Annotated in this window: 17 protein-coding genes and 1 tRNA gene; 10 read left to right on the plus strand and 8 right to left on the minus strand. The window is 70.5% G+C overall.

Features of this window, described 5'->3' with window-relative positions; all coding sequences use genetic code 11:
* The first annotated feature begins 80 nt into the window (after nucleotides 1–80).
* From moaC to ACH45E_RS20080, 5 genes are all read left to right on the plus strand, one after another.
* Entirely contained in the window at nucleotides 81–560 is a 480-nt protein-coding gene (gene moaC / locus ACH45E_RS20060; RefSeq protein ID WP_361443252.1) for a cyclic pyranopterin monophosphate synthase MoaC, read from the plus strand.
* Entirely contained in the window at nucleotides 557–1,063 is a 507-nt protein-coding gene (locus ACH45E_RS20065; RefSeq protein ID WP_361443255.1) for a molybdenum cofactor synthesis domain-containing protein, read from the plus strand. The genes moaC and ACH45E_RS20065 overlap by 4 nt, the downstream gene beginning before the upstream one ends.
* Before the next feature lie 20 nt (nucleotides 1,064–1,083).
* Entirely contained in the window at nucleotides 1,084–1,686 is a 603-nt protein-coding gene (locus ACH45E_RS20070; RefSeq protein WP_361443258.1) for a GNAT family protein, read from the plus strand.
* A 157-nt stretch (nucleotides 1,687–1,843) separates the two neighbouring features.
* Complete coding sequence (glpR, locus tag ACH45E_RS20075; RefSeq protein WP_361443261.1) at nucleotides 1,844–3,082, plus strand: gephyrin-like molybdotransferase receptor GlpR; 1,239 nt, start codon at nucleotides 1,844–1,846, stop codon at nucleotides 3,080–3,082.
* A 76-nt stretch (nucleotides 3,083–3,158) separates the two neighbouring features.
* A tRNA-Ala gene (locus tag ACH45E_RS20080) sits at nucleotides 3,159–3,232 on the plus strand.
* A gap of 118 nt (nucleotides 3,233–3,350) precedes the next feature.
* On the opposite strand, the gene ACH45E_RS20085 is transcribed toward ACH45E_RS20080, so the two are convergent.
* From ACH45E_RS20085 to ACH45E_RS20095, 3 genes are read right to left on the minus strand one after another with little or no spacing between them, the layout of a single operon-like run.
* On the minus strand, nucleotides 3,351–3,755 hold the full coding sequence (locus ACH45E_RS20085) for a hypothetical protein (RefSeq protein WP_361443264.1): 405 nt from the start codon (nucleotides 3,753–3,755) through the stop codon (nucleotides 3,351–3,353).
* A complete protein-coding gene (locus ACH45E_RS20090; RefSeq protein ID WP_361443267.1) occupies nucleotides 3,752–3,973 on the minus strand; it encodes a type II toxin-antitoxin system VapB family antitoxin in 222 nt (73 codons plus the stop codon). Before ACH45E_RS20090 ends, ACH45E_RS20085 begins: the two co-directional genes overlap by 4 nt.
* Before the next feature lie 57 nt (nucleotides 3,974–4,030).
* Nucleotides 4,031–4,330: a GntR family transcriptional regulator gene (locus ACH45E_RS20095; protein ID WP_361443270.1), complete on the minus strand. Its 300-nt coding sequence runs from the start codon at nucleotides 4,328–4,330 to the stop codon at nucleotides 4,031–4,033.
* Between the two features lie 435 nt (nucleotides 4,331–4,765).
* Here ACH45E_RS20095 and ACH45E_RS20100 point away from each other — a divergent pair, with 435 nt between their 5' ends.
* Nucleotides 4,766–5,017: a hypothetical protein gene (locus ACH45E_RS20100; RefSeq protein WP_361443273.1), complete on the plus strand. Its 252-nt coding sequence runs from the start codon at nucleotides 4,766–4,768 to the stop codon at nucleotides 5,015–5,017.
* Here the strand turns inward: ACH45E_RS20100 and ACH45E_RS20105 are convergent.
* Complete coding sequence (locus tag ACH45E_RS20105) at nucleotides 5,014–6,303, minus strand: helix-turn-helix transcriptional regulator (protein ID WP_361443276.1); 1,290 nt, start codon at nucleotides 6,301–6,303, stop codon at nucleotides 5,014–5,016. The genes ACH45E_RS20100 and ACH45E_RS20105 overlap by 4 nt on opposite strands.
* A gap of 261 nt (nucleotides 6,304–6,564) precedes the next feature.
* Between ACH45E_RS20105 and ACH45E_RS20110 the strand changes: the two genes are divergently transcribed.
* On the plus strand, nucleotides 6,565–7,026 hold the full coding sequence (locus ACH45E_RS20110; RefSeq protein WP_361443279.1) for a hypothetical protein: 462 nt from the start codon (nucleotides 6,565–6,567) through the stop codon (nucleotides 7,024–7,026).
* Between the two features lie 80 nt (nucleotides 7,027–7,106).
* Here the strand turns inward: ACH45E_RS20110 and ACH45E_RS20115 are convergent, their stop codons facing one another.
* Entirely contained in the window at nucleotides 7,107–7,586 is a 480-nt protein-coding gene (locus tag ACH45E_RS20115; RefSeq protein ID WP_361443282.1) for a GNAT family N-acetyltransferase, read from the minus strand.
* Between the two features lie 77 nt (nucleotides 7,587–7,663).
* On the opposite strand from ACH45E_RS20115, the gene ACH45E_RS20120 reads away from it, so the two are divergent.
* Entirely contained in the window at nucleotides 7,664–8,467 is an 804-nt protein-coding gene (locus ACH45E_RS20120; protein WP_361443285.1) for an exodeoxyribonuclease III, read from the plus strand.
* A gap of 125 nt (nucleotides 8,468–8,592) precedes the next feature.
* Here the strand turns inward: ACH45E_RS20120 and ACH45E_RS20125 are convergent, their stop codons facing one another.
* The 3 genes from ACH45E_RS20125 to ACH45E_RS20135 form a co-directional block, all read right to left on the minus strand.
* Nucleotides 8,593–9,132, minus strand: coding sequence for an AAA family ATPase (locus ACH45E_RS20125; RefSeq protein WP_361443288.1), 540 nt, complete (start codon nucleotides 9,130–9,132; stop codon nucleotides 8,593–8,595).
* A gap of 169 nt (nucleotides 9,133–9,301) precedes the next feature.
* Complete coding sequence (locus tag ACH45E_RS20130; RefSeq protein WP_361443291.1) at nucleotides 9,302–9,973, minus strand: VTT domain-containing protein; 672 nt, start codon at nucleotides 9,971–9,973, stop codon at nucleotides 9,302–9,304.
* Nucleotides 9,970–10,686 (minus strand): methyltransferase domain-containing protein, encoded by a 717-nt coding sequence (locus ACH45E_RS20135; protein ID WP_361443294.1) that lies wholly within the window; start codon nucleotides 10,684–10,686, stop codon nucleotides 9,970–9,972. Before ACH45E_RS20135 ends, ACH45E_RS20130 begins: the two co-directional genes overlap by 4 nt.
* A gap of 123 nt (nucleotides 10,687–10,809) precedes the next feature.
* On the opposite strand from ACH45E_RS20135, the gene ACH45E_RS20140 reads away from it, so the two are divergent.
* Both ACH45E_RS20140 and ACH45E_RS20145 read left to right on the plus strand, forming a co-directional pair.
* Entirely contained in the window at nucleotides 10,810–11,967 is a 1,158-nt protein-coding gene (locus ACH45E_RS20140; RefSeq protein WP_399041115.1) for a sensor histidine kinase, read from the plus strand.
* Complete coding sequence (locus ACH45E_RS20145; RefSeq protein WP_361443300.1) at nucleotides 11,964–12,626, plus strand: response regulator transcription factor; 663 nt, start codon at nucleotides 11,964–11,966, stop codon at nucleotides 12,624–12,626. The genes ACH45E_RS20140 and ACH45E_RS20145 overlap by 4 nt, the downstream gene beginning before the upstream one ends.
* The last annotated feature ends 110 nt before the right edge of the window (nucleotides 12,627–12,736 follow it).

Here is a 12,736-nt window from a genome sequence, read left to right on the forward strand (position 1 = left end):
GCGGCGCCGGATGGCGGTACCGTGTCGCGCACAACAGGCCGTCGCGCACAACAGGCCGGGACCGGGAGCACCGCACAGTTATGAGTACGCAGGACCGACTGACGCACATCGACGACGCGGGCGCGGCCCGCATGGTGGACGTGTCGGACAAGGACGTGACCGCCCGCACCGCCCGTGCCAGCGGCCGCGTCCTCGTCTCCGCGCGCGTGGTCGAGTTGTTGCGTGGCGAGGGGGTCCCCAAGGGCGACGCCCTCGCCACCGCACGCATCGCGGGGATCATGGGGGCCAAGCGCACCCCGGATCTGATTCCGCTGTGCCATCCGTTGTCGGTGTCGGGTGTGAAACTGGACTTGTCGGTCGCGGACGACGCCGTCGAGATCCAGGCCACCGTGAAGACGACGGACCGTACGGGTGTCGAGATGGAGGCCCTCACCGCGGTGTCGGTCGCCGCGCTCACCGTGATCGACATGGTTAAGGCGGTCGACAAGGGAGCGGTCATCACGGACGTACGGGTGGAGGAGAAGACGGGCGGCAAGTCGGGCGACTGGAGCCGGGCATGACCTACCGGGCTCTCGTGGTCACGGCCTCCAACCGGGCCGCCGCCGGGGTCTACGAGGACAGGGGCGGCCCGCTGGTCGCGGACGGCCTCAGGAGCTTCGGGTTCGCCGTGGAAGGGCCGCAGGTCGTCCCGGACGGCGACCCCGTGGAGGCCGCTCTGCGCGCCGCCGTCGACGCCGGGTACGAGGTCGTCGTGACCACCGGCGGCACCGGCGTCTCGCCCACCGACCGCACGCCCGAGGCGACCCGCAGGGTGATCGAGTACGAGGTGCCGGGCATCGCGGAGGCCATCCGGGCGTTCGGCCGGGACAAGGTGCCCACCGCGGCGCTCTCGCGGGGTCTCGCGGGAGTCGCGGGCGGCACGCTGATCGTCAATCTGCCGGGTTCCACGGGCGGGGTGAAGGACGGACTGGCCGTCCTGGAGCCCCTCCTGGCGCACGCCGTCGACCAGATCCGCGGCGGCGACCACCCCAGACCCGGCGCCGGCAGTGGGGGTGCGAGCTGAACAGCCCATCCTGGCCCGCCGTGCTGGTGGACGGCGACATCGTCCTGAGGCCGATAAGGCTGCGCGACCAGAAGGCGTGGCGCGACGTGAACCGGCGCAACCGGGACTGGCTGCGCCCCTGGGAGGCGACCATTCCGCCGCCCACGCCCACCGGTCCGGTCGCCCACCGGCCGACCTACCGGCAGATGGTCCGCCACCTCAGGTCGGAGGCGAACGCGGGCCGGATGCTGCCGTTCGTCATCGAGTACCAGGGACAGCTGGTGGGCCAGTTGACGGTCGCCGGGATCACCTGGGGTTCGATGTGCTCGGGGCACGTCGGCTACTGGGTGGACCGGGCGGTGGCCGGGCGCGGGGTGATGCCGACGGCCGTGGCGCTCGTCGTCGACCACTGTTTCCGCACCGTCGGACTGCACCGCATCGAGGTCTGCATTCGTCCCGAGAACGGGCCCAGCCGCCGGGTCGTGGAGAAACTCGGATTCCGTGAGGAGGGCCTGCGGCCGCGTTATCTCCACATCGACGGAGCCTGGCGCGATCACCTCGTCTTCGCGCTCACCGCCGAAGAGGTACCGGACGGCCTGCTGGCCCGCTGGCGGCGCGCACGCTCGCAGAACGCGTCCAATTGAATAGGGCCGCAATCCGCCGGCTTCTAATCGAATGAGCGTTCGAAATTGATCGGTTGATCGCATCGAGCGCAAAAAATGCTGGAAATATCAGCCAGATCGTGCGACACACCGGCCCAATTGGCGGATGCCCTCGTGCAAACCCCTCTACGGTGTGAGAGTGAGCAGCAGCGGCCTCATCTACGCAGTCATCGTCGGGGCCTGGGCCGCCTACTTGGTGCCGATGTGGCTCCGTAGGCAGGACGAGCTGAACGAGGCCCGTCCGACGGAACGCTTCAGCACCGCCATCCGGCTGTTGTCCGGACGGGCGGGCATGGAGCGTCGGTACGCCAGGGACCTGCGGTCGCGCTCCGCCGAGGAGGGGGAGCAGGCCACCGACGCTCCGGGCGTCGCCACCGACTCGGTGGACGTCCGGGCCTTCGCCGTACCTCCGTCCCGCCGGCAGGCGCGGGTGGAGGCCGAGCCGGAGGCCACGGAGCGTCCGGAACCGGCGCGCGCCAAGACGGTCGCGCCCGCGCGCAAGTCGCCCCCCGCCTCCGTGTCGATCCCCGCCCCGGCCTCCGCCCCCGGCCCCGCGTCCGCGTCCAAGCGGGTACCGGCCGCACGGCGGGCGCCCGCCGGCGAGTCGTCGGCCGCGGCGCGCGCCCGGCGTACAAAGGTGCTCGCGCGTCGTCGGCGCACCACCGTGCTGCTCTTCCTGGCCTTCACCCTCGGTGCGATCGTCGCCGCCGTCGGGGGACTGGCGTTCCTGTGGGCTCCCGCTGTGCCCGCCGTCATGCTCAGCGCGTACATCGTCTACCTGCGTACCCAGGAACGCCGCCGCTTCGCCTACCACATGGACCGGCGCCGGGCCGAGGTCGCCGCCCAGCGGCTGCGCGAGCAGCCCCGCCGGCGCGCGCCCCTGGCCGGGGACACGGGTGTCCCTGAGCCGGACGACGGCCCCGAGTCGGAGACCGACCCCGGGACGTCAGCGCTCGCCGCGGACCGCCGCGCCCTCGTCGAGCAGACCGACCACGCCGAGTGGGTCGACCAGCAGCGCGAGCGCCGGCGCCGGCCCGGGCACGGGGACAGCTGGGACCCGGTGCCGGTGCCGCTCCCGACGTACGTGACCGCGCCGGTCGCACCCCGGGCCACCTCCGACGTGGACCTGGGAGCCCCCGACACCTGGAGCTCCGCCCGGTCCGGCCCGGTGACCCCGGAACACGAGGCGCAGGCCGCCGCCGAGCGCGAGCCCGAGCCGGGCGCCCCGGAGTCCGCCGCCGACGACGACCGCCCGGCCGACGACGGCCGCACCGACGCCCGCCGCGCCGCCTCCGCCCGCCGTGCCCGCGAGCGCGGCCGCACCCCCCTCTTCGACCAGTACGAGGAAGGCGACCGCCCCCGCGCGGCCAACGAGTGAAGCCCGCGGCCCTGACCAGTCAGGGAACGGATTTCCAAGCACCCCGATGGGGATGCTAAAGTTTCACTCGTTGCAAGGGCCTGTGGCGCAGTCCGGTAGCGCACCTCGTTCGCATCGAGGGGGCCAGGGGTTCGAATCCCCTCAGGTCCACGCATCGCTGTACTTGAGGTCACTCAGGGGCAGTTGACGAGATCCCGCCGATCTTCTTGATCGGTCGGGATCTTTGTCGTTTCCCGGGGCCTGTTGGGCAAGGCTCCCAGCCCTTGGCCTAGCCTTCGCCGTGATCCTGGGTCAGTGCGGCCAGCAGTTCGGGGTCGGAGTGGACCTCGGCGGTGTGCTGCCAGGCGATGAGCAGTTGGGCGACGGAGGCGCTGTTGCCGATGGAGCCGGCGGCGCGCATGGTGTCGACCAGTTCGGCGGCGAAGGCGTGGAGGTCGGGCTCGGGCAGGAAGCGGCCCCAGGGGAAGGCGTCCGGCAGTATGTCGAGGAGCAGTTCCATGCTGCCGGGCTCCTGGCATGCCATCGCGGCCAGCATGCGAGTGGCTGCCGACACCACGGTCTGGTCCTGCTCGGCCCGCGCCGCGGTGCTGAGGACCAGATCCTCGCCGTCTCTGCGGTGCAGGAGCGGTCTCGGCGATTCCTGGAGCCGGGCAAGCGTCTGCTTGTTCTTCACGCGTCGCCCTGCTTGCCCTCGGCGCGGTGTCGCTGCCAGCCGCTGTAGTCCCACTGCTGGGCGGCGCGGAAGTACTTGGTCACGAGTGCGGCACGCTCGTGGCGTTCGGTGTATTCGCGGAGGGCGGCGTTGATTAAGTCCTCCTTGGTGCCACCGCCGGTGACACGCAGGGCCTCCTCCAGCGCGTCGTCATCGAGGTCGATCGTCGTCTCGCTCATGCTGGACTCTTCTATCTCAATTCGACGTCCGCAGGCGACGACATCGGGACAAGACCGTCAGTCGGTGGTCCCGTCCCTGTTCTCAGGTGTGTCGGTCGGCGGCTGCTCCACGACGAAGGAGCCCTTACCGCGCACGGTGACGACGAGTCCGCGTTCGCGGAGCTCCTGCGCGGCTCGTCGGGCGGTGAGCCGGGCCACCCCGTATTCGTCGGCGAGGTGGTTCTCCGAAGGGATCGGCCGGTCCGGAGCCAGCTTCCCTGCCTTGATCTGCCTTGTGATGACGTCGGCCAGTTGAACGTAGAGCGGTTTCGCGCTCATCGGGTCGAGGGCTGGATTGGTCTCCTCGGTATCGCTCATGCGTCCAACGTAGGCATGGCAGCACGTGCACGTTCGGATGGATCCCTCTGTACTTGTATATAGAGGGATACATCGCGGTGTCCTTCGGGCATGCAAAGGCCCCGGCGAGGTGGATCAGACCTCCCGGGGCACGGCCAACGCTAACCAGGAGCGTCGACATGCATGACCTTATCCGCCGCCTCGTCCAATGGCTCAGTCTTCTCTTCGGTCCCGGCACCGGGTCCCGCCGTGCAGGCGATCTCCGCCCCCCGGGCCTTACCGTCGGCACCCTGTGCCTCCCTCTGCACTGCTCCCCGTACAGCCGTCACCTCCCCCTCGACGGCAACGAAAGCCTCCTCGCACGTCCCTACCTCACCGCCCACGAAAAGGCGGCGGCCTGATGCACTCCCTCCCCGCACTCCGGCTGCTGCCGTGGCTCTCGCCAGACGGCAAGCCTTGCTTCCTTGCCAATGGCAGCGAGGTGGATACCTCTCGCGACTGGCCGACGACACGGAGGTCCTGCAACTGGCCGAGGGCCTGGAGACGCTCGTCGAGGCCCGGCGGCTGCTGGGCGATCCGCTGTCGCCGAACGTCGAGGTGCGCTACACCGCGATCCGGCTGTCCGAGTGCCTCGCCGACGTACTGCGCGTGGCGGAGTCCCGCGGCCGACGACTGCCGACGCCCCACCCGGACACCGCCGAGGACTAGCTGCCGTAGGGGTGGACCCACTGGCGTTCGCCGGAGTCGTTCGAGCCGTACCAGTAGCGGGGCATTCCCTTGGTGCTGGTCGTGTGGAAGGGGCGGCCGTGGTCGTCGATGCGGATCGTGCCGGTGCGGCCCTGGGAGGACCAGTCGAGCTCCAGGTACCAGCGGGCGTCGTAGGTCTGGGTCGTCGCGTCGACCAGCAGCACTTCGGGGTCCTCGGCGGAGACGCGGTACGGGAAGTGCACGGCCGGGATGGTGTGTTCGGTGTCGGCGGCGTCGGCGCCGTCCTTCGGGCGGGCGATGGGGCGGTCGGCGTCGAGGTTCACTGTGAAGCTGCGGGGCGTGAGGTCACCGCCGCAGCCCTGGGCCATGGAGTACGCGGTGCCGGGGGCCGGGTTGCCGCGGCTGACGATGCGGACCCGGAGCGCCTCCAGGACGACGGCCGTGGACGACCGGCCCTGCAACGAGATCTGCACCATCGTCTCCCGCCCGTGCACCGCCCCCTGCGTCGCCGCCCAGGCCGCGGCGTCCTGCTGCACCGGGGGCGGGGGGACCTGCGCGGGCGGCTTGTCGATGACGTAGTCGTGGTCGCAGCCCCCGCTCCAGATCTGGGAGTCGGCGCTCCAGGTGACGGGCACGCCGGTGGCCGGCTTTGCGGCGTGGGTGGGGTTTGTGCCCCTGCTCGCGGCGGGCGAGCCAGGGGTCTTGGTCTTCGGATTGGGTGAGGACGAGTTGTCGTCGCCGGTGGGGGAGGGGCTCGTGGACGGGGTCGGCTTCGATGAGCCGTGGGGCCTCGTGGGAGCGGTCGTACGCGAGCCGGACGCGTCCGAGGGGCGATCGGCCGGCAGGGCTGACAGGCTGCCCAGGGTCGCGACCAGCGCGCAGGCGGCAGCGGTGGACACCAGGACCCGTCGGCGGCGGTACCAGGGGCGGGGAGCCGGGGCGGGCGCTTCGTCCTCAGCGGTGGCGGGCGCTTCCTCCTCCGGCTCCACCGGCTCCACCGGCTCCTCGTCCGCCCCAGCCGCCGTACGGACCCGCTGTCGCGCCGCCACCGCGAGCAGCCACAGCCGGTGCAGTTCGAGTCGTTCCTCCGGTGTCGCCCCGCAGAAAGCGGCCAGCCGTTCCACGGGTGCGAAGTCCTGCGGCACGGCCTCCCCCGCGCAGTAACGGTGCAGCGTGGAGGTGTTCATGTTCACGCGCCGGGCCAGGGAGCCGTAGCTCCGGTCCGTACGGTCCTTCAACCGCCGCAGCAGCTCCGCGAACTGCTCGACGTCGCCCCGAGCCGACACCGTTCCCCCGTCGTCCACCGAATCCCGCGAATCCCGTATCCCAGGCACCCATATACCTGCACGTCAGATGGGCTGGGATGGTTCCACTGTCGCCGAACGGGCGTCGAGCGTTGCGCCGGGCTCCCGTGGCGGCCGATGCTCCTGGTGTCGCACCGACCAGGGCCGGACCGACTAACCGGCGTCGCCGCGACAACCGTCACCTCATGCACCCGTTCACGGGGGACACCCATGCCCAGCCACTTCGGAAATCGGAGAACACCCATGAACCGCAAGACCCGCACCGCCCTGACCGCCGGCGTCCTCGCCGTCGCCCTCGGCCTCGGCGCCACCGCCCAGGCGGCCTCCGCCGGCACCCCGCGCAGCGTCAGCGGCAAGACGTCCGACAACATCACCCGCATCGCCGACTTCTACGGCACCTACATCGACGCGATGAACGACGAGGGCAGCGTCAAGCTCCGGGCCGCGCTGCGCGAGCACTACCTCACCCCCGCCTTCCAGAAGGAACTGAACGCCTGGGAGAAGAAGAACCACGCCAACGGTGTCCTGCGCGCCCAGAACGTCCCGCTCGCCTGGAAGGTCACCGACAACGGCACCGCCGACTACACGGAGGCCGTCATCACCCTCACCTGGGGCATGAACCACCCCACCAAGCTGGTCGTCGACATGACCCGCGGCAGCCACAAGATCTTCCACATCGGGGAGAAGGGCATCGGCGGGAAGTAGGGAAGCGCCGCCGCAGCGTCAGGATCTGGAACGGCCGCAGCTCGAAGCCCAAGGCGCTTTCGTGCGACGGCCGTTGCAGCTCACCGCAGCGTTTTCGCGAAGCAGCGGCTGTCCTCGTAGTGACGGTAGTAGCCGAACTTGCCGCACGGCTCGTAGCCGCTGGAGGTGTACAGGGCGATGGCCTCCGGCTGCTTGGTGCCGGTCTCCAGGACCATGCGGAGGCGGCCGGCCGCGCGGGCGTTGTCCTCCAGGGCGGTCAGGATGCGGCGGGCGAGGCCCCGGCCGCGCATCGCCTCGACCACGAACATGCGCTTGAGCTCGGCGTCGCCGTCCAGGTTGCCCTCCCCGTTGGTGTCCTGGCTGCGCCAGCCGCCCGTGGCGACGGGTCTGCCGGTGGTGTCGTACGCGATCAGGTACACGCCCCTCGGCGGCTCGAAGTCCGACGCGTCGAGGACGGTGGCGTCACCGCCGTCGCCGTAGCGCAGGTGGTACTCGGCCTGGACCTCGTCGTTGAGCTTCACGGCGTCGGGGTGGTCGAAGAGAACGCGACGTATATTCATGCTGAGTATCGTACATTCATGCATAGTAGGGACCTGCCAAAAACAGCGCCCGTCCAGTGTGCCGGTATCGTGCCCTGGTGCTGACTGTGACCTCGGTGAATGTGAACGGACTGCGGGCCGCCGCGAAGAAGGGCTTCGTGGAGTGGCTCGCGGACACCTCGGCGGACGTGGTGTGCCTTCAGGAGGTGCGCGCCGAGCCGCAGCAACTGCCCGAAGCTGTCCGGCAGCCCGAAGGCTGGCACGTCGTGCACGCCCCGGCCGCCGCCAAGGGGCGTGCGGGCGTCTCCCTCTACACCCGGCGTGAACCCGACGGCGTCCGGATCGGCTTCGGCTCCACCGAGTTCGACACCAGCGGCCGATACGTCGAGGCCGACCTGCCCGGCGTCACGGTCGCCTCCCTCTACCTGCCCTCCGGCGAGGTCGGCACCGAGCGGCAGGACGAGAAGATCCGCTTCATGGCCGAGTTCCTGGCCTACCTCAAGGGCCTGCGCGAGCGGGCCGCCGCCGACGGGCGCGAGGTGCTCGTCGTCGGCGACTGGAACATCGCCCACCAGCAGGCCGACCTCAAGAACTGGCGCTCCAACACCAAGAACTCGGGGTTCCTGCCCGAGGAGCGGGAGTGGCTGAGCCAGGTCTTCGACGAGACGGACGGCGGCTACGTCGACGTCGTACGGGCGCTGCATCCGGATGTGGCGGGGCCTTACTCGTGGTGGTCCTACCGGGGGCGGGCCTTCGACAGCGACGCAGGCTGGAGGATCGACCTCCACGTCTCGACTCCCGGGCTCGCCGGCAAGGCGGTCAAGGGCTTCGTGGAGCGGGCGGCCACGCACGCCGAGCGGTGGTCGGACCACGCGCCGGTGACGGTGGTCTACGACCTCTAGTGGTGCTCGACGCCCAGGGCCTGCACGCGGCCGCCGGGACGACGGGACGGGATGAACTGGCTGCGGCTGGCATGACTACGGTGACTTGCCCAGCCCACCAATGCCAGGTTCCAAGCGGACAACAGTTATCGGGCGGCCTCTGTCAGCCCCTGAACCGCGTCGATCACGCTTTCCACCACCCCGATCAGCGGCTTGGACGCATCGATGATCGTCGCGCCACGGCTTTCGTAGACCGCTCGCATTCGAGGATTCCACCTCAGGGCCGCTGCGAGCTCTTCGGGATGTCGACCGAATGCGTTCGTGGTGCGGGTCGCGAGCCGGTGGCGGAGGGTGTCCTCATCGATCACCAGGCACACGATGAGGTCGAAAAGATCGCGGACGTCTGCCTCGTTCTCCGCCGACCCGCACAAGAACGCGATGCGGGAACGAGACTCCTCGACGAGGGTCTCCACGCGCTCACGGACGATCGCCCACCCGTATCGGTCGAGCCAGCCCCCAGGAACCGGATACGGGGGATCCGCCACAACCTCGCCCTTGGCTCGGTCGATCCAGCGACTGAAGCCGTCCTCGTCGGCGTCGAGTGCGACGTGGCCACGCGCTCGCAACTCCCCGCAGACCGTGGACTTACCGGTCCCTGAATTGCCCGTCACCCACACCAATGTCACGTCGCCAGCGTAGACATGACACCCCGGGATCGTGCTGTGACCGCGGGGGTTCGCCGGGGTGAGGTCAGGCGGATCCACCGGCGGCGAGCGGCAGAGCGAACGGAGTCGGCGAGCGAGCGGCATTCAGGCCGAGACGGAGCCCGGGAGCGGACCGCGAGTAGATGCGCGCCTACGGGACCGGCGTCGTCGTTCCTGCCTGGGCAGGGCGCGACTTCGTGGCGGGCGCCGGCTGCTGGCCCTCGGGGAGCGGACGGCGCACCCTTCGCCACAGCAGCGCGCCCCCGGTCGCGCTCAGGGCGACCACGGTGAAAGCCGGGCCGCCCACAGTGAGGACGCGCTGCAAAGAGGTCGCGGCGGCGTATCCGGCACCCGCTTCCGCTGCCGCCCACAGGCAGGCCGCTATGACGCTGTAGGGAGCGATGCGCCGGTAGGGCAGGCGGGTCGCGCCCGCGAAGTGCGGGGCGAGGGTGCGCACCACAGGCACGAAGCGGGCCAGGAGGACCGCCCGGCCGCCGTGTCGTGTCATCAGCGTCTCGGCCCGGTTCCAGGCGGCATTCGGGACACGCCGCCCCACGCCGCCTTCGCGCAGCCGGTCGCTGAGAAACCTGCCGGTGCGGTGGGCCAGGAAGTCACCCGTCACCGCGGCCGCGGCCGCGGCCGCGATGACGAGGAGAAGGCTGACGTGACCGGTGCGGGCCAGCGCGCCGGCGGTCAGGAGCAGGGTAAGGGTGGGGATGAAGGCGCCGACGAGAAGGATCGACTCAACCAGGACCGCCGCTGCCACGACCATGTAGGCCGCGGTCGACGGGAGGTGGTGGAGGATGCCGGAGAGCGTGTTCACTGCCTCGCCCCGGCGGAAGGCTTGCCGGTGGCGGGGAGGGGCCGCTGCAAGTGCCAGACGTAAGCGGGAGGCAGATTGGCCCACACCGTCCAGCGGCCGGTGGCATAGCTGCGCTGGTAGGCGGTCATGACCTCGTCCACCGCGGCGTGCCGGCGGGCTTCGGTCCGTGAGGCGGTCACAGCGCGGGCTCTGCGGGTGCCGAGGTAGGCGAAATAGGTGAGGGTGCCGCCGGGGTGCAGCAACTCCATGTAGCGGGCCATGATGCGCTCGACCTGCACGGGCGTGAAGTTGGTGAGCGGCAGCCCGGAGACGATCACGTCGTATCGCTGGTCGGTGTCGAACTGCTCGACGTACGTCCCGTGCACGTCCACCTGCGCGGCCCCGGCCGCCAGACGGGGATGGGCGGTGACGAGGTGTCGCAGCCCCGCGGAGAAGCGTGGGTTGGCCTCGACGATGTCCAGACAGCTGCCTCGGGGCAGCTGGGGGATCAGGGTACGGGTGACCGCTCCGGTCCCGGCGCCGACTTCCAGTACTGCCAATGGGCCGGATGCCTGGGCCCGCACAGGTTCGGTGAGGGCTCGGGCCAGTGCCTTGCCACTGGGGGCTATGGCGCCGGTGGTCCGCAGGTCGCGGGCCGCTTCGATCAGGAACATCCAGCCTTCGGCGCGGCGCTGCGCCAGGACACGGTCATGGGAGGTGGTCCAGTCGTTCATGGATTCGACGCTAGAAACGGATTTCCGGACCCGAATCCGTCGTTCTTCTACCGCATCCCCCTACGAAAGTATGGGGTTGGCATCGCCGATCGTCAGACGAAGCGGCACGGCGGTCTGCCTAGCATGGCCAGGGTGAGCAGGAGAGAAGGTCGCAGGTGGCGGGCCTACGGGCGGGCAGCGCTCGTGGCCTTGCTGGTGTCGGCCGCCGCGCTGAACGCGGCAACGATCGACGGCGGAGAGCACCTGCTCCCGGTCACCGCCACAGCCCTGCTGTGCGGAGCCGCCCTGCTCTCCTCGCGCCTGCGATGGCCGCTCGCGCCGCTGCTGGTCACCGCAGCGACGGCGTGGTGGGGGTCACTGCTGCTGCCGCTGCTCGTGGTCGCCTTGTTCGACCTGGCGGTGGACGGCCGGGCACGGGCGGCGGTGGGATGCGGCGTCGCCGCCCTGGCCGCCAATGTGCTCGGCTACCCGGCAACCGCGCTGTGGACGCCGGACCGGTACGCGTCCGCTCTGTTCCTGCCTCCCCTGGCCGTGATCCTCGGTCTGTGGCTGGGCAGTCGGCGGAGGCTGGTCCAGGCGCTGGCCTCGGACGTCGAGCATCTGCGCATCGAGTCGAAGCTTCGCGAAGAGGCGGCCGGTCATGCGGAACGATCCCGCATCGCCGCGGAGATGCACGACGTACTCGCCCACCGGCTCAGCCTGATCGCCCTGCACAGCGGTGTGCTGGCGACCAGGAGGGACGCGCTGCCTGCACCCGTTGCCGAGCGGCTCACCCTGCTGCGGAGGACATCCGTGGAAGCCCTCGCCGACCTGCGCGACATTCTCGGTGCCCTGCGCGAGCCCGACGCCGAGCCATCGGCTGCCGCACGCGCACCGGTCATGCGAGAAGTGCGGGAGCTGGTCGACGAAGCCCTTGCCGCCGGGCAGCACATCGAGCTGACCTCGGAAGGCCATCCGGAGCAAGCTCCGACCACCCACCGGCTCGCCGTGTACCGCATCGTCCAGGAATCACTGACCAACGCTCGCAAGCACGCATCCGGCGCCCCGGTGACGGTACGCGTCGACTACCGTCCGCCTGCCACACATGTCGAGGTCACCAATCCCCCTGGCACCCCCCGCACGGACACTGTCGGCGGCGGATACGGCCTCGTCGGACTGCGGGAACGCGTCACCGCTCTCGGCGGTCATCTCACTGCCGGCCCCGCCGGGGCCGGCACCTGGCGGGTGGCCGCCCGCATCCCCCACCCTCCCGGCGTCGAACAGAACGGCACCCGCACATGATCCGCGTCATGATCGTCGACGACGACGCGCTGGTGCGCCTCGGCCTGGCCGACCTCCTCGGCGGTGATGACGGCATAGAGGTGGTCGCGCAGGCCGCCGACGGCCTCCAGGCCATCGAGCAGGCCACCGCGCACCACATCGACGTCGCCCTCGTCGACGTACGCATGCCCCGCATGGACGGCATCGCCGCCACCTCCCGGCTGCGCGCCCTTCCCCACCCGCCAAAGGTGATCACCCTGACCACCTTCGACCTCGACGAGTACGTCTACAACGCCCTCGCCGCCGGCGCCGACGGGTTCCTGCTCAAGGACACCGACCCGGCCGAGATCCTGCGCGCCGTCCACCTCGTGGCCGCCGGCTCGGCGATGCTCCACCCCACCGCGGCCCGTCGCCTCATCGACCGCTACCACGCGACCAACCAGCCCCGGGCCACCGCGGCCCGGGCGCGGCTGGATCAACTCACCCCACGCGAACGCGACGTACTCGCACTCCTCGCTCAGGGCGACACCAACGCCGACATCGCCACCCGCCTCACCATGCGCGAGAGCACCGTCAAGGCCCACGTCAGCCGCATCCTGACCGCACTGGACGTCACCAACCGCGTCCAGGCCGCCCTGCTGGCCCGCGATGCGGGACTCGGCGCCGACCGGTCAGACTGAGATTCCTCGACGACCTGCGACCCCTCGGTATGACTGCCGCGTCTTGAGGTGAGGGGCTGTACGGGACTGGCCGGCGGCGTGCCGGTCACGGTCGGCGCGGCCGAGGGGCC

It is taken from the genome of Streptomyces sp. NPDC020299, assembly GCF_044387825.1.
Lineage (GTDB): Bacteria > Actinomycetota > Actinomycetes > Streptomycetales > Streptomycetaceae > Streptomyces.

What these genes read in the sequence shown, in the direction of transcription:
- ACH45E_RS20090 (WP_361443267.1), bottom strand. Translation starts at nt 3,973, where the DNA reads ATGAGCGAGACGACGATCGACCTCGATGACGACGCGCTGGAGGAGGCC.
- ACH45E_RS20145 (WP_361443300.1), top strand. Translation starts at nt 11,964, where the DNA reads ATGATCCGCGTCATGATCGTCGACGACGACGCGCTGGTGCGCCTCGGC.
- ACH45E_RS20110 (WP_361443279.1), top strand. Translation starts at nt 6,565, where the DNA reads ATGAACCGCAAGACCCGCACCGCCCTGACCGCCGGCGTCCTCGCCGTC.
- ACH45E_RS20095 (WP_361443270.1), bottom strand. Translation starts at nt 4,330, where the DNA reads ATGAGCGATACCGAGGAGACCAATCCAGCCCTCGACCCGATGAGCGCG.
- ACH45E_RS20115 (WP_361443282.1), bottom strand. Translation starts at nt 7,586, where the DNA reads ATGAATATACGTCGCGTTCTCTTCGACCACCCCGACGCCGTGAAGCTC.
- ACH45E_RS20065 (WP_361443255.1), top strand. Translation starts at nt 557, where the DNA reads ATGACCTACCGGGCTCTCGTGGTCACGGCCTCCAACCGGGCCGCCGCC.
- ACH45E_RS20135 (WP_361443294.1), bottom strand. Translation starts at nt 10,686, where the DNA reads ATGAACGACTGGACCACCTCCCATGACCGTGTCCTGGCGCAGCGCCGC.
- ACH45E_RS20140 (WP_399041115.1), top strand. Translation starts at nt 10,810, where the DNA reads ATGGCCAGGGTGAGCAGGAGAGAAGGTCGCAGGTGGCGGGCCTACGGG.
- moaC (WP_361443252.1), top strand. Translation starts at nt 81, where the DNA reads ATGAGTACGCAGGACCGACTGACGCACATCGACGACGCGGGCGCGGCC.